The organism is Saccharothrix tamanrassetensis (genome assembly GCF_014203665.1).
GTDB lineage: Bacteria > Actinomycetota > Actinomycetes > Mycobacteriales > Pseudonocardiaceae > Actinosynnema > Actinosynnema tamanrassetense.
Genome location: NZ_JACHJN010000008.1, coordinates 200787 through 221668, shown reverse-complemented (window position 1 = coordinate 221668; position 20882 = coordinate 200787). Strand labels below are relative to the sequence as shown.

At 73.0% G+C, this 20882-nt stretch carries 18 protein-coding genes; 7 read left to right on the top strand and 11 right to left on the bottom strand.

Going from position 1 to position 20882, the window contains the following annotated elements:
- Nucleotides 1-603: 603 nt before the first annotated feature.
- Nucleotides 604-1827: a PP2C family protein-serine/threonine phosphatase gene (locus tag FHS29_RS25210; RefSeq protein WP_184694533.1), complete on the top strand. Its 1224-nt coding sequence runs from the start codon at nt 604-606 to the stop codon at nt 1825-1827.
- A 351-nt stretch (nt 1828-2178) separates the two neighbouring features.
- On the opposite strand, the gene FHS29_RS25205 is transcribed toward FHS29_RS25210, so the two are convergent.
- Nucleotides 2179-2694 carry a TetR/AcrR family transcriptional regulator gene (locus FHS29_RS25205; RefSeq protein ID WP_184694531.1) on the bottom strand — a complete coding sequence of 172 codons (516 nt, stop codon included), beginning with the start codon at nt 2692-2694 and terminating at the stop codon, nt 2179-2181.
- A gap of 53 nt (nt 2695-2747) precedes the next feature.
- Here FHS29_RS25205 and FHS29_RS25200 point away from each other — a divergent pair, with 53 nt between their 5' ends.
- Nucleotides 2748-3098, top strand: a complete 351-nt coding sequence (locus tag FHS29_RS25200; protein ID WP_184694529.1) for a VOC family protein — start codon at nt 2748-2750, stop codon at nt 3096-3098.
- Nucleotides 3099-3408: 310 nt separating this feature from the next.
- On the opposite strand, the gene FHS29_RS25195 is transcribed toward FHS29_RS25200, so the two are convergent.
- From FHS29_RS25195 to FHS29_RS25165, 7 genes are all read right to left on the bottom strand, one after another.
- On the bottom strand, nt 3409-3771 hold the full coding sequence (locus FHS29_RS25195; protein ID WP_184694527.1) for a MafI2 family immunity protein: 363 nt from the start codon (nt 3769-3771) through the stop codon (nt 3409-3411).
- 588 nt (nt 3772-4359) lie between these two features.
- A complete protein-coding gene (locus tag FHS29_RS25190) occupies nt 4360-6978 on the bottom strand; it encodes a winged helix-turn-helix domain-containing protein (RefSeq protein ID WP_184694525.1) in 2619 nt (872 codons plus the stop codon).
- Nucleotides 6979-7293: 315 nt separating this feature from the next.
- Nucleotides 7294-7983, bottom strand: a complete 690-nt coding sequence (locus tag FHS29_RS25185; protein ID WP_184694523.1) for a MalT transcriptional regulator family protein — start codon at nt 7981-7983, stop codon at nt 7294-7296.
- Entirely contained in the window at nt 7974-8195 is a 222-nt protein-coding gene (locus FHS29_RS25180) for a hypothetical protein (RefSeq protein WP_184694521.1), read from the bottom strand. Before FHS29_RS25180 ends, FHS29_RS25185 begins: the two co-directional genes overlap by 10 nt.
- Before the next feature lie 46 nt (nt 8196-8241).
- Entirely contained in the window at nt 8242-8733 is a 492-nt protein-coding gene (locus FHS29_RS25175) for a DUF1269 domain-containing protein (protein ID WP_184694519.1), read from the bottom strand.
- 58 nt (nt 8734-8791) lie between these two features.
- Complete coding sequence (locus FHS29_RS25170; protein WP_184694517.1) at nt 8792-9775, bottom strand: hypothetical protein; 984 nt, start codon at nt 9773-9775, stop codon at nt 8792-8794.
- Nucleotides 9772-10755, bottom strand: coding sequence for a hypothetical protein (locus tag FHS29_RS25165; protein ID WP_184694515.1), 984 nt, complete (start codon nt 10753-10755; stop codon nt 9772-9774). Before FHS29_RS25165 ends, FHS29_RS25170 begins: the two co-directional genes overlap by 4 nt.
- A gap of 450 nt (nt 10756-11205) precedes the next feature.
- Between FHS29_RS25165 and FHS29_RS25160 the strand changes: the two genes are divergently transcribed.
- Complete coding sequence (locus tag FHS29_RS25160) at nt 11206-12468, top strand: MFS transporter (RefSeq protein ID WP_246440836.1); 1263 nt, start codon at nt 11206-11208, stop codon at nt 12466-12468.
- Here FHS29_RS25160 and FHS29_RS38285 read toward each other — a convergent pair.
- From FHS29_RS38285 to FHS29_RS25145, 3 genes are read right to left on the bottom strand one after another with little or no spacing between them, the layout of a single operon-like run.
- On the bottom strand, nt 12444-12848 hold the full coding sequence (locus tag FHS29_RS38285) for a potassium channel family protein (protein WP_184694511.1): 405 nt from the start codon (nt 12846-12848) through the stop codon (nt 12444-12446). The genes FHS29_RS25160 and FHS29_RS38285 overlap by 25 nt on opposite strands.
- Nucleotides 12845-13255, bottom strand: coding sequence for a DUF1269 domain-containing protein (locus FHS29_RS25150; protein ID WP_184694509.1), 411 nt, complete (start codon nt 13253-13255; stop codon nt 12845-12847). The genes FHS29_RS38285 and FHS29_RS25150 overlap by 4 nt, the downstream gene beginning before the upstream one ends.
- Nucleotides 13243-15090 carry a glycoside hydrolase family 15 protein gene (locus tag FHS29_RS25145; protein ID WP_184694507.1) on the bottom strand — a complete coding sequence of 616 codons (1848 nt, stop codon included), beginning with the start codon at nt 15088-15090 and terminating at the stop codon, nt 13243-13245. The genes FHS29_RS25150 and FHS29_RS25145 overlap by 13 nt, the downstream gene beginning before the upstream one ends.
- 141 nt (nt 15091-15231) lie before the next feature.
- Between FHS29_RS25145 and FHS29_RS25140 the strand changes: the two genes are divergently transcribed.
- The 4 genes from FHS29_RS25140 to FHS29_RS25125 are packed head-to-tail and all read left to right on the top strand — an operon-like array spanning nt 15232 to nt 20882.
- Nucleotides 15232-16317: an AI-2E family transporter gene (locus FHS29_RS25140; protein ID WP_184694505.1), complete on the top strand. Its 1086-nt coding sequence runs from the start codon at nt 15232-15234 to the stop codon at nt 16315-16317.
- Nucleotides 16318-16369: 52 nt separating this feature from the next.
- Entirely contained in the window at nt 16370-16807 is a 438-nt protein-coding gene (locus FHS29_RS25135) for a DUF7144 family membrane protein (RefSeq protein ID WP_184694503.1), read from the top strand.
- Nucleotides 16804-19425 (top strand): MGH1-like glycoside hydrolase domain-containing protein, encoded by a 2622-nt coding sequence (locus FHS29_RS25130; RefSeq protein ID WP_184694501.1) that lies wholly within the window; start codon nt 16804-16806, stop codon nt 19423-19425. Before FHS29_RS25135 ends, FHS29_RS25130 begins: the two co-directional genes overlap by 4 nt.
- The gene (locus FHS29_RS25125) at nt 19422-20882 is read left to right on the top strand and encodes an alpha-amylase family protein (RefSeq protein ID WP_184694499.1); all 1461 of its coding nucleotides are present in this window, start codon (nt 19422-19424) and stop codon (nt 20880-20882) included. Before FHS29_RS25130 ends, FHS29_RS25125 begins: the two co-directional genes overlap by 4 nt.

Genomic DNA, 20882 nt, shown 5'->3' with positions numbered 1-20882 from the left:
GTTGGCCTATCGGCGCGGACTCCTCCCGCCCCGGTCCGCGCGATCTTACCGTCTACATTGGATTTATCCCGGTGAATGTATACTGATCGTGACAACTCTGCCTGTATTGGCCCTGCATCAAAGCCGACACGACACAGACGAAATGCGGGGCAACCGAATGGACCACGGACATCAGATCTGCAGGGACCACCCCTCGGCACCGCGCTCGAAGAACGGCTCCGCGCTTTGACCGTTCCTTGAAGAGGACAGACATACCGCTCGGCGGACCAGTGCCCCATTTCGGTGTGGCCCGACGTCGACGAGGCGGTAGCCGAAAGCGTGCCGCCGAGGTAGCAGCCCTGCTCCACCGTATGCACGCATGGTGTGAACGACCCGGCCTACCGCCCGAACTCCACCGGTACCTCGACCGACTTCCCGCGAGCACCGCCGTCTTCGCCCGAACAGGACAAAATCGGCGATGTTGCCGTGTTGCGGGACCTGGCCGACTCGACCCACCCTCGTTCGAGGTACCGTGGTTCGCTCGACGCCGGCTCACATGGCATCCGTCACGCGCTCGTGCTGTCCGCTCGGTGGAGATGATCAGGACGTGGACGGGGTTGGCGGATGAGTGATCCGGAGGGTTCGGGGATGCGGCTGCGGGTTCTGGAGGCGGTCACCGACAGCGCGCTGCGCGAACTCGACTTGGACAAGCTCTTCCAAGTGCTGCTGTGGCAGGTGCGCGACCTGTTCGCGGTGGACACGGCCACCGTCCTGCTGACCGACGCGGGCGGCGAGCACCTGGTCGCCAGGGCGGCTTCCGGCCTGGAGGAAGAGGTCTTCCAGGGCGTCCGGATACCGGTGGGCACCGGCTTCGCCGGGCGGGTGGCGCAACGCCGCGAACCGGTGCGGCTCTCCCACGTCGACGAGTCCACCGTGATCAACCCCCTGCTGTGGCAACGGGGCCTGCGAACCATGCTGGGCGTCCCGATGGTGGCCCAGGGCGAGCTGACCGGCGTGCTGCACGTCGGCAGCACCACGGCCCGCCGGTTCACCGACGAAGAGGCCGACCTGCTGCAACTGGTGGCCGACCGGCTGGCGATGGCGGCGCACGTGTACCGGTCGCGTGCCGAGCGGGCCGCCGCCGCCATGTTGCAGGACAGCCTCCTGCCCGGCCACCTGCCCACCGCCGAGGGCTGGGAGATGGCCGCCCGCTACGTCCCCGGCACCGACAGCGGTGTCGGCGGCGACTGGTACGACGTCCTCACCCTCCCCGACCACCGCATCGGCCTGGTCATCGGCGACGTGGTCGGCAACGGGCTGCCGGCCGCGATCGTCATGGGGCGCCTGCGCAGCGCGCTGCGCGCCTACGCCCTGGAGTTCCACGACCCGGCGGTGGTCCTCGGCAAGCTCGACCGCAAGGCCAGCCACTTCGAGAACAACACCATGGCCACCGTCGCCTACGCGGTCATCGACACGGCGACCTCCCGGATGGATCTCGCCCTGGCCGGCCACCTGCCACCCGTCCTCGCCGTGCCGGGGCGGGCGACCGTCTTCGTCGACGCCCCGGTCGGCCCGCCCATCGGCTACCACCTCGCCGAGACCGGCCGCCGGAGCGCCGGTGTCGACGTGCCACCCGGTGCGCTGGTCGCCCTGTACACCGACGGCCTGGTCGAACGCCGCACAGCGGACTTGGACAGCGGTCTGGAGATGCTCCGACAGGCGGCGGTCCCGGCGTCCCCGGAGGCGGCCTGCGCCCTGATCATGGCCGCCCTCGTCGGCCACGAACCCGCCGACGACGACATCGCCCTGCTGACCATCCGGCACAGCCCCGCACCCGACGGACCCTGACCCGACATCCACCGGCCCGCTTACTCGGTCGGGGAAGCAGTCGTCGAACAAAGACCTATTCGAAATTCGTCAAGTGGCGTACCTGAAGATGGAACTGCCTCAAAGAAGCATGAATGGTGACGGCGCATAAAAATCATCGGGGCCCGCGTCGCTGCCGTGGTCCTCGCCGTGGCGGCCAATTGCGGACCGGCACGCATTGCGTACCTTCATGCACGGCGTGGCCCGACGACTGTGACGAGTGGCAGACCGGCTACGCCTGAACGGCTCGCCATCTGATCGGACAGACGCCACGGCCACCTCCGCCGCTCCGACTGCCGCCGCGTATGTGGAAGCCCGCCCGTCGGCACGGGTCTATCTACCGGGATCGAGGACGTACACGAGGGACGCCCGGGCCGCCGACGAGGAAGTGCCTGTGGCGACGGCCAAGAGCGCGGCTCGCCAGGCCGCGGCCATGATGTCCGCGGCGGGCGCCTTGTGCTTCGTCAGCAACGGGCGCAGTGCGGCGGCAACCGGGTCCTCGCGCTCCACCGGCGGCTGCTCGCCCAGGATCCGGCACACCGTGAACCGGACGGCGGCGTCGAACGCCACCAGCAGGGCGGCGCGCACCGCGGGGTGCCCTCGGTCCCCGGCCGCCGCGGCGGCCCCCTCGATCCGCTCGACGATCCGCTTCTCCATGTCTTCGCGGACGGTCAGGTACAGGCCGAGCTTCGAGCCGAAGTGGTGGTACAGCGCACCGGTGGTGACGCTCGCCTTGCCGGCCAGGTCGACGACGTTGACGGCGTCGTAGCCGGTGAGTTCGAACTGGTGGACGGCCGCCTCGACGAGCCGGGCCTTGGCCGAGCCCGGGACGGGAACCCAATCGCGCATGGACCGATCATAACGGGTTGACGCTCAGGCGTAATCGCTTTACGGTCGTCCACATGAAACTGACGTTCCTGTACCAGCCAGTGAAGGACCTCAAGGAGTCGGTCGCCTTCTACCGCGACACGCTCGGGTTCGACGAGTCCTGGCGGGAGGGCGAGTCGACCGCCGCGTTCAAGATCCCGGGCTCGGAGGTCGAGCTGATGCTCGACGTGCCGCCGGCCACCGGGCCGCGATGGGGGGCCGGCGGCTTCTACGCCGTCGACAGCGTGGACGCCTTCCGGCAGGCGCACCCGGAACTCGACTGGCAGGGCGAGATCGAGATGCCGGGCGGCAAGGGGGCGACCTTCCTGGACCCGACCGGCAACCCCGTCCACCTGTTCGACCAGAGCACCGCCGGACCCGAATAGCGGGAGCCACCGACCGACTGCTCGTCCTCAGCGAGCACGACCTCAGGTCAGTGCTGGAACCGCTACAACCACCGCCGGATCCGAACTCGACGGTCCAGCTCGCTACAGCCCGGCCACCCAGTCCCATAGCCGAGCCATGACTCGGTACGCCACCAACCCATCCCCGGTGGCCTGATCAACGAGTACGAACCCCAGCGGCGCAACGCAAGTAGGAGCCTGTGTATCGGCTTCTGGCATCCACAGGGGCACGTGAGCTACCACCGGTTCCCGCGCGAACTCCTGAACGGGCACCGATGCCCCGCCGGATGGCTCAACCGACGGGGCACTGGTTCGACCGCGGCTCTGTCGGCCCGGCCACTGTCTGACACTTCGACCAGTAGATCATCCGTCCGTAGGAAGCAAGCCTCTTCGGATCCGGTCTGCCCAGGCGGACACGGTACTCGATCAAGGGGTGGTCGTAGTCGTCGAGAAGGGCATCGAGTTCGAAGGTGGCGTCGTCTGCGTCTTCGTCGATCTCGTCCGTGAGGCGGTCGGCCCAGAACGTCAGCTCCACGCGCTGCGCCTCGACCAGAACCGCCACAGCGGTCACATCCGAGGAAATCCGACGCATCAACACCTGAACCGTACTCAGGACGATGTCGTTCTCCCGCTTCAGAGCCTCCGGATCGAGCATCTCACGTCCCTACCGCGTTGGAGTCCAACGAAAGCACGCTCACCCTGAGCCTACCTTGATCACAAGACGTGGGTGTGAGCATCGAGCGATGCGACTCGAGTAGCCGTCACCCTTCAAGCTCCGGGTGGTCAGCGCCACGCACCCCAGGTTCGAACCATGTACCCTTGGAGGCTCCACGGGGTGTGGTCCCGCAAGCCTCACACCAAGGGAACTTGGCCACGGACACTCGCCATCGATCCTGGCGAGGTGGGCGCAAGTCAGTGCAGCGCCTCGCAAGACCCCGAGCCGCGCAGCCGGATCGTCACACCCGCCACGACCTGTGACCACTACAGCTCGAACTGGGCGACCTCGGGGTCGGTCGTCGACGACGAACAGGAGCGTCGCGTCTTGAGCACGCGGCCGGCGGGTCAAGTCGACCACCGCGGCGGCATCCGTTCACCCGGGAGTCGGCTCGGCCATCGACGGTTCGTGCTCTGCCTGGACCCCTCGCCGGGAACGCCGTCACGGGCGGCGGCCCGCCGGGGTCCGGGGCGAACACGTCGCGCAAAGCTTCCTCCGATCGGGATCGGTCACGCACATCGTGAACGATCAGATGAGGCCGCGTTGGCGGGCCACGACCACGGCGTCCCTGCGTTGGCTCACGCCGAGTTTGCGGTAGATGCCGCGTAAGTGAGTCTTCACCGTGTTGACGGACACGAACATCGAGTCGGCGATCTCCTCGGCCGTGCGCATCGACGGCAGTTCCACCAGCAGTGCGCGTTCGCGGGTGGTCAGGCCCTCGGGTTGGCCGGTGGACGCGGTCGGGACGGTGGTCATCACCGCGGTGGCGAAGCGGTCCAGCCTGCCGAAGCGGCCGGCGCCCCGGGCCAGGAGGTCACGGACCGGTTTGCCCGCGTTGTAGAACGGGCGCAACGCGCGCAGCGGTTCGGCCGCCGCCAGGGCCTTGCGCAGGGCGTCGTGTGCCTGCTGGGCGTTGCCCTCGCGGGCCAGCAGGGTCGACTCCAGGACCCAGGCGTCCACCATGGTGCCGGGCACCACGGCGTCGGAACGCCCGCGCAGCAACGGCTCCAGCAGTTTGCGCACCTGCGCCCCGCGCCCGCGATGGGCCAGCAGGACGGCTTGGACCAGGGCGTGTTCGGCGGACGGACCGATCAGCGACTCGACGTACCCGGCCAGATCCGCCGCCCACTGCTCCTCCCCCACCCGCAACGCCATGCGCTGCGCCGTGGGCGCGACCTCGGCGACCACGTGCGGGGCGACGTGGCAGTCGGCGAACCCCCGCCACTGCTTCCACAGCGTCGCCACCACCGCGTGCGGGTCGTCCGCCCGGTCGAACGAGGTGATCGCGTGGACCGCGGCCACGGTCAGCTCCAGCGTCCGGTCCGCCGCGTCGGGCAGGGCGGCCATGGCGCGGGCGGCCATGGCGCGGGCCGTGGCGTCGTCCAGGCACCGGTGCGCCTGGACGGCGAGCACGGCGTAGACGACCGCGCACGCCGGCCGGTCTTCCCAGCCGTGCGCGGCGACCACGTCGAGCGCCCGGTCGGTCCGGTGGACCACCCCCTGCGCGTCGCCCCGCGCCGAGGCCACGGCGGCCAGGTGGGCCAGGCACTCCAGGGTGGCGTGGTCGAAGCCGCCGCGCACAGCGGCGTCCAGCGCGTGCCCCAGGTCCTGTTCGGCCTCGTCGAGCCGGCCCGACCACAGGTGCGCGATGCCGCGTTCCCGCCGCGCCAGCACGTCGACGGCGGCATCGCCGGTGCGGCCCGCCTGGGTCGCGGACAGCGCCCGCACCGCCCCCGCCAGGTCGCCGTGGAAACGCGCGCGGTGCAGTCGCACGGCGGCGTGCAGCGCGCGGCTGCGATCCGAGGTCAACGCACCCTCGCCGACGTGCCCGAGCAGCCAGTCCGCAGCGGTCACGTCACCCGCGTCCAGCGCGGCCACCGCGCCCACCAGCGCGACGAGGGGCCGCTCGGCCAGCGGCTGCTCCGCCGCGGTCAGCAGTTCGTGCAGTCGGGGACCGTTGCCGCACAGCACTTCCACCAGGCCGTGCCGGCCCACCAGGTCCGCGGTCAGGTCGGGCCGCTCCCCGTGCACCGCGTGCCCGAGCGCGACCAGCGGACGGCCGTGGTCGCGGTGCCACGTCGCCGCCGCCAGGTGCAGGCGGGGGCGGTCACGGGGCCGGGTGCGGTCGAGTTCGGCGGACAGGTGGTCGCGCAGCAGCGGGTGGTACCGGAACCAGCCCTCAGCGCTGTCCACAGTGGACACCAGGGCGTGGGTGCGGCGCAACTCCTGGAGCAGTCGGCCCGCCTCGGGCTCCTCGGCCACGGCGGCGGCCAGGTCCGCCGACACCTCCTCGCACACGCTGGTCGCCACGAGCAGTCGCCGCACCCGCTCGCCGTGCGCGGCCAGCACCTCCTCGGTGAGGTATTCGGCGACGGCCGGCAGCGCGCCGCTGAAGGCGCTCGGGCAACCCGTCAGCGCCGCCAGCCGGAGCCCTGCCGTCCAACCCTCGGTGCGACGCAGGACGTGGTCGACGTCCCGCGCGTCGAGTCTCATGTCGTGGTGGGCGAAGAGCTCCTCGGCCTCCTCGCGGGTGAACGCGAGGTCCCGCTCCCCCACCACTCGCAGCCTGCCCTCCAGACGCAGCCGCGACAGCCTCAGCGGCGGTACGTGTTGCCCCGCCAGCACCAGCCGCAGCGGACCGGGCGTGTGCCGCACGAGCAGTTCCAAGCCCTGCAACGCGGTCCGGTCGTCCAGCAGTTGCACGTCGTCCACGACCAGGTGCACCGGGGAGGGCAGGTGGTCCAGCGCGGCGATGAACAGGGCGGGGAAGTCCGGTTCGGTCGGCGGCGGGAGGTCGGGCAGCTCGTCCGGCCCGATCGCGTCCACCAGCGCCTCCCGCACCGCCGACCACAGGTAGGGGGAGGTGTTGTCGTGGGCGTCGAGGGTCAACCACGCCACGCGCGCGGTCTCGTGCCGTCGCGCCCACATGGCCAGCGCGGTCGTCTTGCCCGCGCCGGCCGGGCCCGTCACCACGGTGACCGGCGGCGCGGCGGTGGTCGCGGCGGTGTGCCGGTCGAGCAGTGCGGCGAGCCGGTGCCGGTGCACCATCGGCGCCTCGGCGAGCGGGACGCGCAGCTTCGGCGGCGGCACCGGGTGCCCGGGATCTCGCTCCGGGCCGGTCTCCGCTGGATCGTGCCGCTCCAACATTCTCTTTCGCCCTTCTGTTCTTCCGGCGGTTGCTCCGGTGCGCCCGGGTCGCCGGGCCGCTTCGTGGGCGGGCCACCGGTTGGTCGGGCGGCGGTGGTACGAATGATCATCGGCGCTGCGACACCAGGCGCTCCTCACCCTCAGCGGGTGACGAACGCGGTTCCGGCACTGGCGATACCCCGAAGTGGCGAATGGGGTCACGCGTCGCACGCGATCGCCCGCACGGCGGCGTCCGAACGGGTTCCTCCGCCGGCGGAGTGCACCGCGCGGCGGTCCGAAGCGGACTGCCGCATCGACCGAATCTTGTGATGCACATCACGCCACTGTGGTCGGTCGCGCGGCCGGTGCGCCCCGACCGGTCAGCGACGTGGCGGCCAGGCGCAGCCCGGCGGCGAGCCCGGAGGTCCGGTGCCGCAGCACGGCGAGGTCCTCGGGGGACAGCGCCACGCCGTGCGCCCGCAGCAACTCCGCCGCCTCGTCCTCGGTGAAGGCGAGGTCGGCCACGTCGATCTCGTGGGACCTGCCGCGGGCCCGCAACCACGGGCGCAGCGGCTGCGGCGTGCGCCCGGCGAGGACCAGCCGCAGCGACGGGTGGCGCGCCAGCGTCGCCAGCAGCCGCGCAGCCGGCCGTCCGGCCAGGACGTCGGCGTTGTCCAGCACCAGGCACAGCGGCGACACCGGCGCGGCGGTCCGCCGGGGCCGCGGCACCAATCGCGCCAGCGGCGACCCGTCGACGGCGACCACCGCGTCGTGGACGGCCTCGCTCAGCGCCGCGGGCCGGCCGTGCCGCTCGGTGAGCGGGATGACGACGACCAGCGGCGCGGTCCGGTCGCCGCGGGCCGCGCGGTCGGCGCACCGCGCGGCCCAGCTCGACACCAGGGTGGTCTTGCCCGCCCCGGTCGGCGCGTGCACGAGCGCCACCGGGGCGGGCCGGTCGCCATGGCCCGACACCCGGTCCAGGACGGCGAACAGCCGCTCCCGCGCGAGCACACCGGTCAGGGACATGACTCCCCCGACACCGGGACGGCCGGTTCCGCGAACGCGGCGGCCAGCCGCACCACCGCGCGCGGCACGGCGGCGAGCAGCACCGCCGCCACCACCACGACGCTCTCCGCGCTACAGGGCAGCCGACCCGCGCGCCGCTCCAGTACGAGCGGCACCAATGCGATCACGACGCACAACAGGGCGAGGCGGCGGCCTTTCTGCCGACGTCCCATCCGGACACCTCCACGGAAAGCCGACGTGGTCACGCCGGGACGGGCGTCAGTCGTCGGCGAAGACCTCGCGCAGCGCCTGTTCCTGCGCGGGCGAGAGGTTGGTGAACAGCAGCTCGGGCTGGTCGGGACCGGCGAACGCTTCCTTCACCTTGTCCAGCACGGCGTCGGAGGTGAGCACGAACAGCGCCGACGTGCCGGGTGTGACCCGCTCGCGGATCTCGCGGATGAGGTCGTCGTCGATGCCGATGTCGGCCAGCCCGCCGCCCGCCGCGCCCGCGGCGGCGCCGACCGCCGCGCCGACCATGGGCGCCAGGAACAGCAGGCCCACGAGCATGCCCCAGAACGCGCCGGTCAACGCGCCGCGCCCGACGAGGCTGTGCAGCTGGCGCAGCTTCGGCTTCTTCCGGTTCTCCGGCCAGGACACGACGGCCGCGTCGTGCACGGAGATCAGCCGGCCCTTAGCCAGCGTCTCCAGGGTTCGCGCGGCCTGGTCGGCCCCGTCCGCGGAGTGGAACTTCCAGATGGTCAGAGTGGCCATGTCAGCATCCGTTCTCTTGTGGGACTGCCAGTTCAGCGGCAGCGAGTGGTCCGGCGCCTCACCCGGCGGAGGCGATCGGCGCGCGGGGCGCTGGGCGGGTGGACGGGCCGGGTCCGGACAGATCAGGGGCAGGCAGATCAAGGGTGGACAGATCGGACTCGGACAGATCGGACTCCGGCAGATCGCGCGCCGACGGGTCGGACACGGACAGGTCGTGCGCCGGCAGATCGGACACGGACAGATGAGGTGCGGGCAGCTCAGGTGCGGGCGGGACCTGCGCCGGAGCGAGCGTCAGCACCGAGTCGACCCGGGTGAGCACCTCGGCGGCGGCGCGCAGTCCGGCGGCGACCCGGTCGCGGTGTCCGGTCAGGACGGCGACCCGCCGCCGCGCCTCGCGCACGATCCGCTCGGCCTCGGCGCGGGCCGCGTCCTCCTGCCGGGCCAGCGCCCGCAGCGCTTCGGCCCGCCGGACCGACATGGCCAGCTCGAAGTCCTCCACGACCCGACGCCGGGTGCGGGCCGCGCGGTCGTCCAGCTCCCGCCGACGGCGTTCGGCCTCACGGCTGAGCGCGGCGACCTCGGCCCGTGCCCGGTCCAGCAGCGCGCGGTGCTCGGTCTCGGCGTGCCGGCGATGCGCTTCCAGTTGCGCGATCAGCGCCTCGTGCCGGCGGCGGCGGGACGCCTCGGCGCGGCGCTCGACGACCCACGCCCGCTCGGCCGCCGCACGGGCGCGCGCGGCGATTTCGCCCGCCTCCTCCTGCGCCAGCCGCACGACGTCCCACGCGCGTTCCTCCGCGCCGCCGATGTCCAGCGGTGACCGGCAGACCCGGTCCAGCCGCGCGCGCAGCACGCGGTTCTCGCGCCGCTGGGCCTCCAGCCGGGCCGCCAGCAGGCCCGCGCAGCGCAGCGCGGCGTCCCGGTCCGCGGTCAGCAGCCGGACGTCGGCCTCCGCCTCGTCCACGTACCGGCGCACCTGGTCGCGGCGGTACCCGCGCCAGGACACGTCGAACGCGATCCTCAACGGCACCAGCTCGTCGGTCACGACCGCACCACCGCGAGCGGGAACCGGCACAGGGCGCCGATGCCGCCCGCCGGCACGCCGGGCACACCGGGACGCAGCACGCGCACCGGCACGTCGCCCAGGAGAGCGGCGCGCACGGCCACGTCGATGGCCGGCCCCGACCGCCGCGCCCACGGCGCGGAGCGCTTCCCGTCCAGCACGTGCCGGGTCGTCGCGCCGAACCAGGCGGTGGCCGGGTCCGGGGACGCGATGTCCACCAGCAGTTCCCGCACCCGCCCGCGCGCCAGGGCGTCGAGGGTCGCCTCGACCCCTTCCACGGCGTGACCGGGCTTCCCGGACCGCTCGTCGAAGTCGGCGAGGCTCTGCGCCGCCCACAGCCGCGCCGTGGACCGCGCCACCTCCGCGAGCCGGTCACGGCCCGTGTCCCGGACCCGGCGCACCGTGGCGACGGGGGCGAACTCCGCGCGCAGCGACTCGGCCACCCGCTCCTCGCCGTAGACCACGACCAGCCGCGCCGGGAAGCGGGCGAGGGACTCCCGGCACACCTCGACCACGGCCCGCGGCCGGCACCACACGGACTCCCGCACGCCGGTCTCCAGCCCACCTGGCGTGGTGGCTACCTCGACACTGGCGTGCCGCGCGTCGACCACCACGCAGGACGGCCGTTCCTGCGCCCACGCCATGAGGGGCAGCACGTGGGCGGGCGCGCCGAACCGGACGGCGTCCGGGCCGCGACGGCCGGGCGTGGCGTACGCCGCCGGCACGTGGCCGCCGTCGGCGAACACCACCGTGGGCGTCTCCGGCTCATCGGAGGCGGCCACCAGGAAGTCCAGGACGGTCGCTTCGTCCGCGCCGTCGGCCAGCAGCGCGTCGACCAGCCGCTCCAGGCGGGCCGGCCAGCTCGAGCCCGTTGGACTGCCGATGTAGACGGAGGCGATCGGGTGCAGCGGCCTGACTACGTCGACCAGGCGGTGCGGGCCGAGCAGGACGGGTGTGCGCACAGGCTTCTCCTCGCTCCGGAGGGGGTGTGGGGATCCGGTGGCGCCGGACCGTCGCGCGCGGTGTCGCGGACAGCGCCCCGACCGCTGAGTCCGCCACCGCGCGTTCCGCGACGACCGGACCGGCGCCACCGGCACGGGACGAGGTCGGGGACCGCGAAAACCCCCGAGGTCCTCATCCCGCGACACCAGCGTCACGGCGGGGTGCGTGGTGCGGCGACACCCGTCGCGGGTGAACGGCCACGCAGCCCCACCCCTGGCGGGTGAGCCGGCGGGAACCGTCCCGGTGCGACCGTCGGTCCCGGCCGGGCGCTCACCGCGGCCGGCGACGGATCACGGGTGGGCGGACGCGTGCCGCCACATCACCCGGAGAGGGTGAACGTGCGACAGAAAAAGGGAATGGTGGCGCCGTTGGCGCTCGCGCAGTTCATCGCGAGCTTCGCCGCGACGACCATGACGGTGTCGATCAGCGCCATCGCCGACGACCTTCACACTTCTGTGTCCGATGTTCAAGCGATGATCACGTTGTTCACACTCACGATGGCGGCCCTTATGGTGCCCGGCAGCAAGCTGACCGACGTGTGGGGGCGCAAGAGGTGCTTCGTCGCGGGCCTGGTGGTCTACGGGACGGGCGCGCTGCTGGCCTCCCTCGCGCCCACGCCGTGGCTGCTGCTGGCGGGCTACTCCGTGCTGGAGGGCGTGGGGTCGGCGCTGATGATCCCGCCCATCTACATCATGGTGACGGTCGCGTTCGCCGACGTGGCCGACCGGGCCCGGTCCTTCGCCGCCGTCAGCGCGGCGGGCGGGTTGGGCGCGGCGGCCGGGCCGCTCCTGGGCGGGTTGCTGACCAGTGCGTTCGGGTGGCGGGCGGCGTTCCTGCTGCAGGTCGTGGTGGTGGCGGCGATCCTGGTGGCCGCCCGCCGGCTGCCCGATCCCGGCCCACCGCCGCGGTCGGGCCGGTTCGACGTGCCGGGCGCGGTCCTGTCGGCGGTGGCGATGTTCCTGGTGGTGCTGGGCGTGTTGCGCTCGGCGTGGGCGGTGGTCGGGCTCGGCGTCCTGGTGCTGGGGTGGTTCGGGTGGCACATCAGCCGCCGCGCGGACCCGCTGTGCCCGCCCGCGCTGTTCCGGGACCGCGGCACGGTCCTCGGGCTGGCCACGCAGCTGGTGCAGTGGCTGGTGCTGCAGGGCGCGTTCATCGTCCTGTCGGTCTACGCCCAGCAGGTGCGCGGCCTGGACGCGGTGCGCAGCGGCCTGGTGCTGGCGCCCGCCACCGCCGGGGTGCTCGCCGCCGCGGCGGTCGCGGAACGCTTGGCGCGCAGGCACCCCCAGCGGTGGATCGTCCGCGCCGGGTTCGCGGTGACGGTCGTGGGCGTGGCCCTGCTGGTGTGGCCGGTGCACCACGGCTCCGGGTTCCTCGCGTTCCTGCCCGGGATGCTGCTGCTCGGGGCCGGCGTCGGCACGATGCTCACCGCGTCGGTGACGCTGGTGCAGTCGGCGTGGCCGGCCCCGGCGCAGGGCGCGGTGTCCGGGGTGTCCCGGTCCGTGTCGAACCTCGGGTCCTCGCTGGGCACGGCGCTGGCCGGGTCGGCGGTCGCGTCGACCGCCGCCGGTGGCGGGCCGTTCGCCGCGGCCCTGGCCGTGCTCGGCGGGTTCGCGGTGGTCGGGTTCGGCGTCGCGGTCCTGCTGCCCCGTCAGTCCGCGCCGCCGCCGACCTGACGGCGACGGGTCCGCACCGCGTGCACCACCAGCCGGGCCACGCCACCGACCAGCAGGACGTCCCCGCACATCTGCGCCGTGACCACCATCCTCGCGGAGGTGGTCACGGGCGCGATGTCGCCGAACCCGACCGTGGCGAACACGGTGACGGCGAGGTAGACCGCATCGGCGAAGTCCAACGGCTCGGTGAACGCCGAACGGTCCACTGTGGACATGAGGTGGTAGCAGCCGGCGAACACCAGCACGAACACGCCCGCCACGAGCACCAGCGCCTGGATGCCCCGCCGCACCGGGTGGTCGGACCGGCCGATCCCGCGCAGCTGCCAGACGATCACCAGCAGGACCACCGCGACGCCCGCCGCCACGACCACCCCGGTCACGGGTACCGGGCCCCCGCCGCGGACAGCACGTCGAGCACGTCCGCCCCGTCGCTCAGCAGCGCCAGCACCGAGGAGCCCCGCGTGACGTGCCGCCGGCACCCCACGACGGTGTCGTCGGCCAGACCCGGCCGGGTCAGGCACGCGACGAGCAGCCCGACTCCCGCGCCCACCGCCGCGCCCAGCACGGGCGACGACAACGGCAACCCGCTGACCAGGCCCCAGAACGCGCCGCCGAGCACCGCGTCGCCGACGACCCGGCCGGGTCGCCGCACCTCCGGCAGGGCGCGGTCCTCGGGCCACGACACGACCGCCGCGTCCCACATCGGCACCTGGCGGTCGTGCAGCAGGTGCAACGCGTCCTCCGCCCCGTCCGGCGAGGCGAACCACCACACCGTCACCACGGCCACGTCGGCCCACCTCCCGCGATCAGCGCCCGGTCCAGCGCCACCGCGGCTTCCACCAGCGCCAGGTGCGTGAACGCCTGCGGGAAGTTGCCCAGTTGCGCCCCGTCGGGGCCCAACTCCTCCGCGTACAGGCCCACCTCGTTGGCGTGGGTGAGCGCCTTCTCGAACACCAGCCGGGCCTTGCCCGACTGTCCCGCGCGGGCCAGTTCGGCCACGTGGTCGAAGGTGCACAGGGAGAACGTGCCCTCGACCCCGGCCAGCCCGTCCGGTGACGCGGCCGGGTCGTAGCGCAGGACCTGGTCGTCCACCACGAGGTCGCGTTCGACGGCGGCGAGGGTGTCCAGCCACGCCGGGTCGTGCGGCGCGACGAACCCGACCCGGCCCAGGCGCAGCACCGAGGCGTCCAGCACGTCGGAGTCGTAGCGCTGCACGAACGCCCGCCGGCCCGGGTGCCAGCCCTCGCTCCACACCTGGTCGTGGATCGCGTCGCGGGCCGCGCGCCAGCGGTCCACGGGCGCGGGCAGCCCCTGCTCGTGCGCGATGCGCAGGCCCCGGTCGAAGGCCGCCCAGCTCATCACGCGGCCGTAGGTGGAGTCGTGCCGTCCGCCGCGGGTCTCCCAGATGCCCTCGTCGGGCTGGTCCCAGTTGCCCTCCAGCCAGTCCAGGACCCCGGACAGCGCCCGCCAACCCCGTCGGCTCACCCGCAGGCCGTGCCCGTGCGCGCGGTACAGGGCGTCGAACAGCTCGCCGTAGATGTCGAGTTGGAGTTGGTCGCCGGCGGCGTTGCCGATGCGCACCGGTCCAGAGCCCCGGTAGCCCTCCCAGTGGTCGAGCACCTGTTCGGGCACGTCCGGCGAACCGTCCACCCGGTACAGCACTTTCAGCGGCCCGTCGCCCTGCTCGTACCGGTCGGCCAGCCACCGCGCGAACGCACCCGCCTCCTCGGTGAAACCCAGGTCCAGCAAGGCCGACACGGCGAAGGAGGCGTCGCGGACCCACGTGTAGCGGTAGTCCCAGTTGCGTTCGCCGCCGATGCGCTCGGGCAGCGCGGCCGTGGGTGCGGCGACGATCGCGCCGGTCGGGGCGTAGGTCAGCAGCTTCAGCGTGATCGCCGACCGGTCCACGGCCTCGCGCCAACGGCCGCGGTAGGTCGAGTGGGACAGCCAGGTCTGCCAGAACCGGACCGTGTCCGCGAACGCCTGCTCCACCTCCGCCACCCGCACCGCCCTCGGGGGCCCGCCGAGGTTGGTCTCCAGCACGATCCCGCGCACCTGCCCCTCGGACAGGCGGATCACCCCGTGCAGGTCCTGCTCGACTAGTCGCACGTCGGCCCGGGGCTCTCCGGGTTCGCGCACGACGTGCATGACCAACGAGGTGTCGCGGTTCTCGAAGACCGCGCCGTCGCCGGTGACGATCGTCCGATGTGGACCGGTGCCGTACTCGAAGCGCGGTGCGACCTCCAGGGCGAAGTCGACCTGGCCGCGCACGCAGCGGACCATGCGCACCAGCCGCCGCCGGGTCGTCGCCATCGTCCCGGCGGGCGGCATGAAGTCGACCACCTCCCCCACCCCGCCGTCGGTGGTGAAGCGGGTGATCAGCACCGCGGTGTCGGGGAAGTACAGCTGCCGACCGAGCCTCCGGTCGCCGGCCGGGCCGATGCGGCAGTGGCCGCCCCGCTCGCGGTCGAGCAGGGAGGCGAACACGCTCGGCGAGTCGAAGCGGGGGACGCACCACCAGTCCACGGTGCCGTCCGCGGCCACCAGCGCCGCCGTCTGGAGATCACCGATCAGTCCGTGGGCCGCGATCGGCGGGTAGTCGTGCTGCTCTGCGTTGGGCATGGGCACGACGCTGGCCGTCGCGCGCCACCCCCGGCACCGCACGCGGCGGGTGAGGTGGCGCGGACCCTCGCCCGCCACGGGTGAAGAACCGCCCGGCGAACGGCTGTCACGGTGTCGCCGACCGCTGACGATGGAGGGCTGATGGCCGCAAGCGTTGTCGTACCGCAGGAAACGCGCGGGAAGGACGTGCTGCCCCGTGGGCTCGTGGTGCTGCTCGGGTGTGCGGCGGCGGTGGTCGTGGTGGCCGGACTGCGCGCCGCCGCGTGGCTGGTCACCCCCGCGCTGCTGGCGCTGGTGGTGGTCATCGCGGTGAGCCCCCTCCGGCGTGCGCTGCGCCGGCGAGGGGTGCCGGGGTGGGCGGAGACGACCGCCGTGGTGGCCGCCGTGTACGGGGTGGTGGTCCTGTTCGGCCTGACCGTCGTGGTGTCCGGGGCGAAGCTGGGCGAACTGCTGCCCGGCTACGTCGACCGGGGCCGGGAGCTGCTCGCGCGGGGTTCGGACGTGCTGGACCGGGTCGCGGGCGCGCCGGGACAGCTGCGCGCCTTGGTCGAGTCGGTGGACACCACGCGGGTCCTGTCCTCGTTGGCCGCGCTGCTCGGCGATGTCGCCGGGCTCGCGACGAACCTGGTGTTCCTGTTGGCGCTGCTGCTGTTCCTGAGCGTGGACGGGATGGACGCCCGGCTCGTCGAACTGTCCGCCGACCGACCCCGACTGGGTGACTCGCTGCGCGGGTTCGCCCACCGGACCCGCCGCTACCTCGTCGTCACCACGGTGTTCGGACTCGCCATCGCGGTGGTCGACACCGTGGCGCTGTGGGCGTTGGGCGTGCCGCTGGCCGTGTTCTGGGGGCTGTTGTCCTTCGTCACCAACTACATCCCCAACATCGGGTTCCTGCTCGGGCTCGCTCCGCCGGCGGTGCTCGCGCTGCTGGAGCACGGCCCGCGGCGGGCGCTGCTGGTCGGCGCGGTCTACCTGCTGGTGAACTTCGTGGGGCAGTCGCTGGTGCAGCCCAGGTTCGCGGGCGGCGCGGTCGGGCTGTCGACCACCGCCGCGTTCGTGGCCCTGGTGTTCTGGGGCTGGGTGCTGGGCCCGCTCGGGATGCTGCTGGCCGTGCCGGCGACCCTGCTCGTCGGCGCCGTGCTGGTCGACGTGGACCCGCGCGCCGCCTGGGTCGGCGCGCTCGTCCGCGCCCGTTCGCCCGCGCCGGGTGAGGAAACGAGGCGGTGAAACCGCCAGCGTGGTCGGCACAAGGGTGATCCACCGAGCGGGAGGAACCGACATGGCGCAGGAGACGCACCGCACCGCCCACGTGTGGGAGGACGAGCAGCCCAGGCCCAGCGCGTGGACGGGCTGGATCGGGTTCGCGGCCATCATGATGATGGTCATCGGGTCGTTCAACGTGATCGAGGGCATGGTCGCGCTGTTCGAAGACGAGTACTACGTGGCAGGGCCGGACAACGTCCTGGTGCTCGACCTCACCGGGTGGGGCTGGACGCACCTGGTCGTCGGCGTGGTGGTGGCCCTGGCCGGGGCGGCGCTGCTGACCGGGGCGGCGTGGGCGCGGGTCGCCGCCGTGGTGTTCGCGGCGGTCAACGCCGTGCTGCAGCTGGGTTTCGTGTCCGTGCAGCCGGTGTGGTCGACCATCGTGATCGCGCTGTGCGTGGTCGTGGTGTGGGCGGTCGTGGTGCACGGTGACGAAGTGGGTGGTCGCCGGTGACCGGGGCGGAGCGGCACCGGCTGGACGAGGCCGACGCGGGGGTTCCGTGGCGGCGCTGGGGGCCCTACCTGGCGGACCGGCAGTGGGGCACCGTGCGCGAGGCGCGGTTCGGGGACGACGTGTGGTCGTCGTTCACCCACGACCAGGCCCGCAGCCGCGCCTACCGGTGGGGCGAGGACGGGTTGGCGGGCATCAGCGACGACCGGCAGCGGCTGTGCCTGGCGCTCGCGCTGTGGAACGGCGCGGACCCGATCCTCAAGGAGCGGCTGTTCGGCCTCACCAACGCCGAGGGCAACCACGGCGAGGACGTCAAGGAGTGCTACTTCCACCTGGACGCCACCCCCACGGCCTCCTACCTCAAGATGCTCTACAAGTACCCGCAACGGGAGTTCCCCTACGGCGAGCTGGTCTCGGTCAACGCGTCCCGCGACCGCGACGACCCCGAGTACGAACTGCTCGACACCGGGGTCTTCGACGACAGCCGGTACTTCGACGTCGTCGTGGAGTACGCCAAGGCCGGGCCCGAGGACGTGCTGATGAAGGTCACCGCGCACAACCGCGGACCGGACCCGGCGCGCCTGCACGTGCTGCCGACCCTGTGGTTCCGGCACACCTGGTCGTGGGCCGGCGGGGAGGAGCAGCCGGTGCTCGTCGCGGCCGGCGGCTCGGTGCGCGCGGAGGGCGCCGGACTGGGCGCCCGGCGGCTGTCGGTCGACCCGCCCGCGTCCATCCTGGTCACCGGCAACGAAACCGACGACGAGAAGGTCTTCGGCTCGCCCAACGAGGCGCCGTTCGTCAAGGACGGCATCCACCGCGCGATCGTGCACGGCGACATGTCCGCGGTCGACCCGAGCGACATCGGCACCAAGGCGGCGGCGGTGTGCGTGCTCGACATCCCCGCGGGCGGCAGCGCCACCGTGCGCGTCCGGCTCGCCGACCGCACGGCCGCCGACCCGTTCGCCGACTTCGACACCGTGTTCGCCGCCCGCCGCGCCGAGGCCGACGAGTTCTACGCCGACGTGCTCGCGGGCGACCTCGCCGACGGCGAACGCGCGGTGGCGCGGCAGGCGCTGGCCGGGATGTTGTGGTCCCAGCAGTACTACGCCTTCGACGTGGAGCGCTGGCTCACCGAGCGCGGCGCCGACCCGCTGGGCCCGCCGACCTCGCCCCACCACGCCTGGCGGCACGTCGTCGCCGAGGACGTGATCTCCATGCCGGACGGGTGGGAGTACCCGTGGTTCGCCGCGTGGGACCTGGCGTTCCACGCGGTGGCGCTGGCCGTGGTGGATCCGGCGCTGGCCAAGCGCCAGCTGGACCTGTTGCTGGAGCGGCGGTTCCAGCACCCCAACGGCCAGGTGCCGGCGTACGAGTGGAACTTCGGGGACGTGAACCCGCCCCTGCACGCCTGGGCCGTGCTGTTCGTCTACGAGTACGAGAAAGCGTCGCGCGGCAAGGGGGACCGGGCGTTCCTCAAGCGGGCGTTCCCCAAGCTGCTGCGCGACTTCGGCTGGTGGCTCAACCGCAAGGACGCCGACGGCCGCAACGTCTTCCAGGGCGGGTTCCTGGGGCTGGACAACGTCGGCGTGTTCGACCGCAGCGCCCCGCTGCCCACCGGGGGCCACCTAGACCAGGCCGACGGCACGGCGTGGATGGCGCTGTCCTGCCAGAGCTTGACCGGGATCGCGCTGGAGCTGGCGACCGACGACCCGGCCTACCTCGAACAGGCGCAGGCGCTGCTGGAGAACTTCGCGTGGATCGCGGCGGCCGCCCGGCACGTCGGTCCGGACGGCGTGGGGCTGTGGCACGAGGAGGACGGGTTCTTCTACGACGTGCTGCGCCGGCCCGACGGCTCCGCCGCCCCGCTGAAGGTGCGGTCCGCGGTGGGCCTGGTGCCGCTGGCCGCGGCGACCGTCGTGGACGGCTCGGTGCGCGAGCGGTTCCCCGGCCTGGTGCGGGGCGCGGTGGAGTTCCTGGACCGGCACCCGGCGGTGAACGCGGCGATGTGGCGGCACGGCGAGCAGGCGCACGGCACCGGCCCGGTGCTGTTCGCCCTGTTCGACGAGGAGCGGTTGCGGCGCATCCTCTCCCGGGTGCTGGACGAGGACGAGTTCCTCAGCCCCTACGGCATCCGGTCGCTGTCGAAGTGGCACCGCGACAACCCCTACGTGTTCACCGTGGACGGTGAGGAGTACCGGGTGTCTTACCTGCCCGCCGAGTCCGACAGCGGCATGTTCGGCGGCAACTCCAACTGGCGGGGACCGGTGTGGTTCCCGGTCAACGCGATGCTGGTGCGCGGACTGCTGAACCTGCACCGGCACTTCGGCGACGGGTTCCGCGTCGAGTGCCCGACCGGGTCCGGCCGGTGGCTGAACCTGCGCGAGGTGGCCGAGGAGATCTCCGCCCGGCTGGTGCGGCTGTTCCTGCCCGGCGAAGGCGGCCGGCCCGCCAACGGTGGCCACCCGCTGCTGCGCGACGACCCGCACTGGCGGGACCTGGTGCTGTTCCACGAGTACTTCGACGGCGACACCGGCGCGGGCTTGGGCGCCAGTCACCAGACCGGGTGGACCGGCATCGTCGCGTTGCTGCCGCTGCTGTTCCGCGGGACGGCGGCCCGATGACGCCGCCGACGCAACCGGTGGTGCACGAGGTGAACACCGCCGTGTGGCTCACCGACCTCTCGCGCGAGTTCGGGCGGCCGGTGACACTGGGCGACGTGCCCGGCTCGGCGTGGGACGCCGTGGCGCGGCCGGGAATCGACGCGGTGTGGCTGATGGGCGTGTGGGAGCGCAGCGCCGCCGGGCTCGCGCTGGTCGACGCCGGCACACGGCACTCGTTCCGGGAGGCGCTGCCGGACCTGCGGGTGGACGACGTGATCGGCTCGCCGTACTGCGTGCGCCGCTACGAGGTGGACGATCGGTTCGGCGGACGGTCCGGCCTGGTGAAGGCCCGAAGCGCCCTGGCCCGCCGGGGTGTGCTGCTGGTGCTGGACTACGTGCCCAACCACGTCGCGCCGGACCACCCGTGGATCACCGAACGCGCGGAACTGTTCGTGCGCGGCGACGACCACGACGTCGTCGACTCCCCGGAGGCGTGGCTGGCCCTGGACGGCCGGGTCGTGGCCAGGGGCCGTGACCCGTACTTCCCACCGTGGCCGGACGTGGCGCAGTTGGACGCGTACGCCCCCGCACTGCGCGACGCCACGGCGCGGACGCTGTCGGGCATCGCCGAGCAGTGCGACGCGATCCGCTGCGACATGGCGATGCTGCCGACCAACGACGTCTTCCACCGCACGTGGGCGGGCCGCACCGGCCCACCGCCACCGGTCGACTTCTGGCCGGACGTGCTCGCCGGGTTCCGCACCCGCCACCCGGACACGCTGATGATCGCCGAGGCGTACTGGGACATGGAATGGGCGCTGCACCAACAGGGCTTCGACCTCTGCTACGACAAGCGCCTCTACGACCGGGTCGTGGACCTCGACCCGGCGGGTATCCGGGACCACCTGCGCGCCGACCTCGCCTTCCAGTCCCGCCTGCTGCGCTTCCTGGAGAACCACGACGAGCCGAGGGTGGCGTCGCGCGTACCGCGTGAGGCCGTCCCCGCGGCGGCCGTGGTCCTGGCCACCCTGCCCGGCGCGACCCTGTGGCACGAGGGCCAGTTCGAGGGCAGGTGGACCCGCCCACCGGTGTTCCTGAACCGCGCCCCCGACGAACCGGCCGACCCGGACCTGGCGGCCTGGCACCACCGCCTGCTGGCCCTCGCGCCCGAGGTGCGGACCGGGGCGTGGCGGCTGCTGGAGGTGGGCGGCTGGCCCGACAACCGGACCTGCGAGAACGTCCTGGCCTGGTCGTGGACCGCTCCGGACGCGCGCCACCTGGTCGTGGTCAACCTCTCCCCCGTGCCGTCCCAGGGCCGCGTGGCCGTGCCGTGGACCGACCTGGCGGGCAGCTCCCTCGGCTTCCGGGATCCGTTGCGGGACGAGACCTTCTACCGCGACGGGGACGAGCTGTCGGCCCGGGGCCTGTACGTCGCCCTGCCGCCGTGGGGATATCACCTGCTGGTCGCCACCGACTGA

What these genes read in the sequence shown, in the direction of transcription:
- FHS29_RS25210 (WP_184694533.1), top strand. Translation starts at nt 604, where the DNA reads ATGAGTGATCCGGAGGGTTCGGGGATGCGGCTGCGGGTTCTGGAGGCG.
- FHS29_RS25205 (WP_184694531.1), bottom strand. Translation starts at nt 2,694, where the DNA reads ATGCGCGATTGGGTTCCCGTCCCGGGCTCGGCCAAGGCCCGGCTCGTC.
- FHS29_RS25200 (WP_184694529.1), top strand. Translation starts at nt 2,748, where the DNA reads ATGAAACTGACGTTCCTGTACCAGCCAGTGAAGGACCTCAAGGAGTCG.
- FHS29_RS25195 (WP_184694527.1), bottom strand. Translation starts at nt 3,771, where the DNA reads ATGCTCGATCCGGAGGCTCTGAAGCGGGAGAACGACATCGTCCTGAGT.
- FHS29_RS25190 (WP_184694525.1), bottom strand. Translation starts at nt 6,978, where the DNA reads ATGTTGGAGCGGCACGATCCAGCGGAGACCGGCCCGGAGCGAGATCCC.
- FHS29_RS25185 (WP_184694523.1), bottom strand. Translation starts at nt 7,983, where the DNA reads ATGTCCCTGACCGGTGTGCTCGCGCGGGAGCGGCTGTTCGCCGTCCTG.
- FHS29_RS25180 (WP_184694521.1), bottom strand. Translation starts at nt 8,195, where the DNA reads ATGGGACGTCGGCAGAAAGGCCGCCGCCTCGCCCTGTTGTGCGTCGTG.
- FHS29_RS25175 (WP_184694519.1), bottom strand. Translation starts at nt 8,733, where the DNA reads ATGGCCACTCTGACCATCTGGAAGTTCCACTCCGCGGACGGGGCCGAC.
- FHS29_RS25160 (WP_246440836.1), top strand. Translation starts at nt 11,206, where the DNA reads ATGACGGTGTCGATCAGCGCCATCGCCGACGACCTTCACACTTCTGTG.
- FHS29_RS25145 (WP_184694507.1), bottom strand. Translation starts at nt 15,090, where the DNA reads ATGCCCAACGCAGAGCAGCACGACTACCCGCCGATCGCGGCCCACGGA.
- FHS29_RS25140 (WP_184694505.1), top strand. Translation starts at nt 15,232, where the DNA reads ATGGCCGCAAGCGTTGTCGTACCGCAGGAAACGCGCGGGAAGGACGTG.
- FHS29_RS25135 (WP_184694503.1), top strand. Translation starts at nt 16,370, where the DNA reads ATGGCGCAGGAGACGCACCGCACCGCCCACGTGTGGGAGGACGAGCAG.
- FHS29_RS25125 (WP_184694499.1), top strand. Translation starts at nt 19,422, where the DNA reads ATGACGCCGCCGACGCAACCGGTGGTGCACGAGGTGAACACCGCCGTG.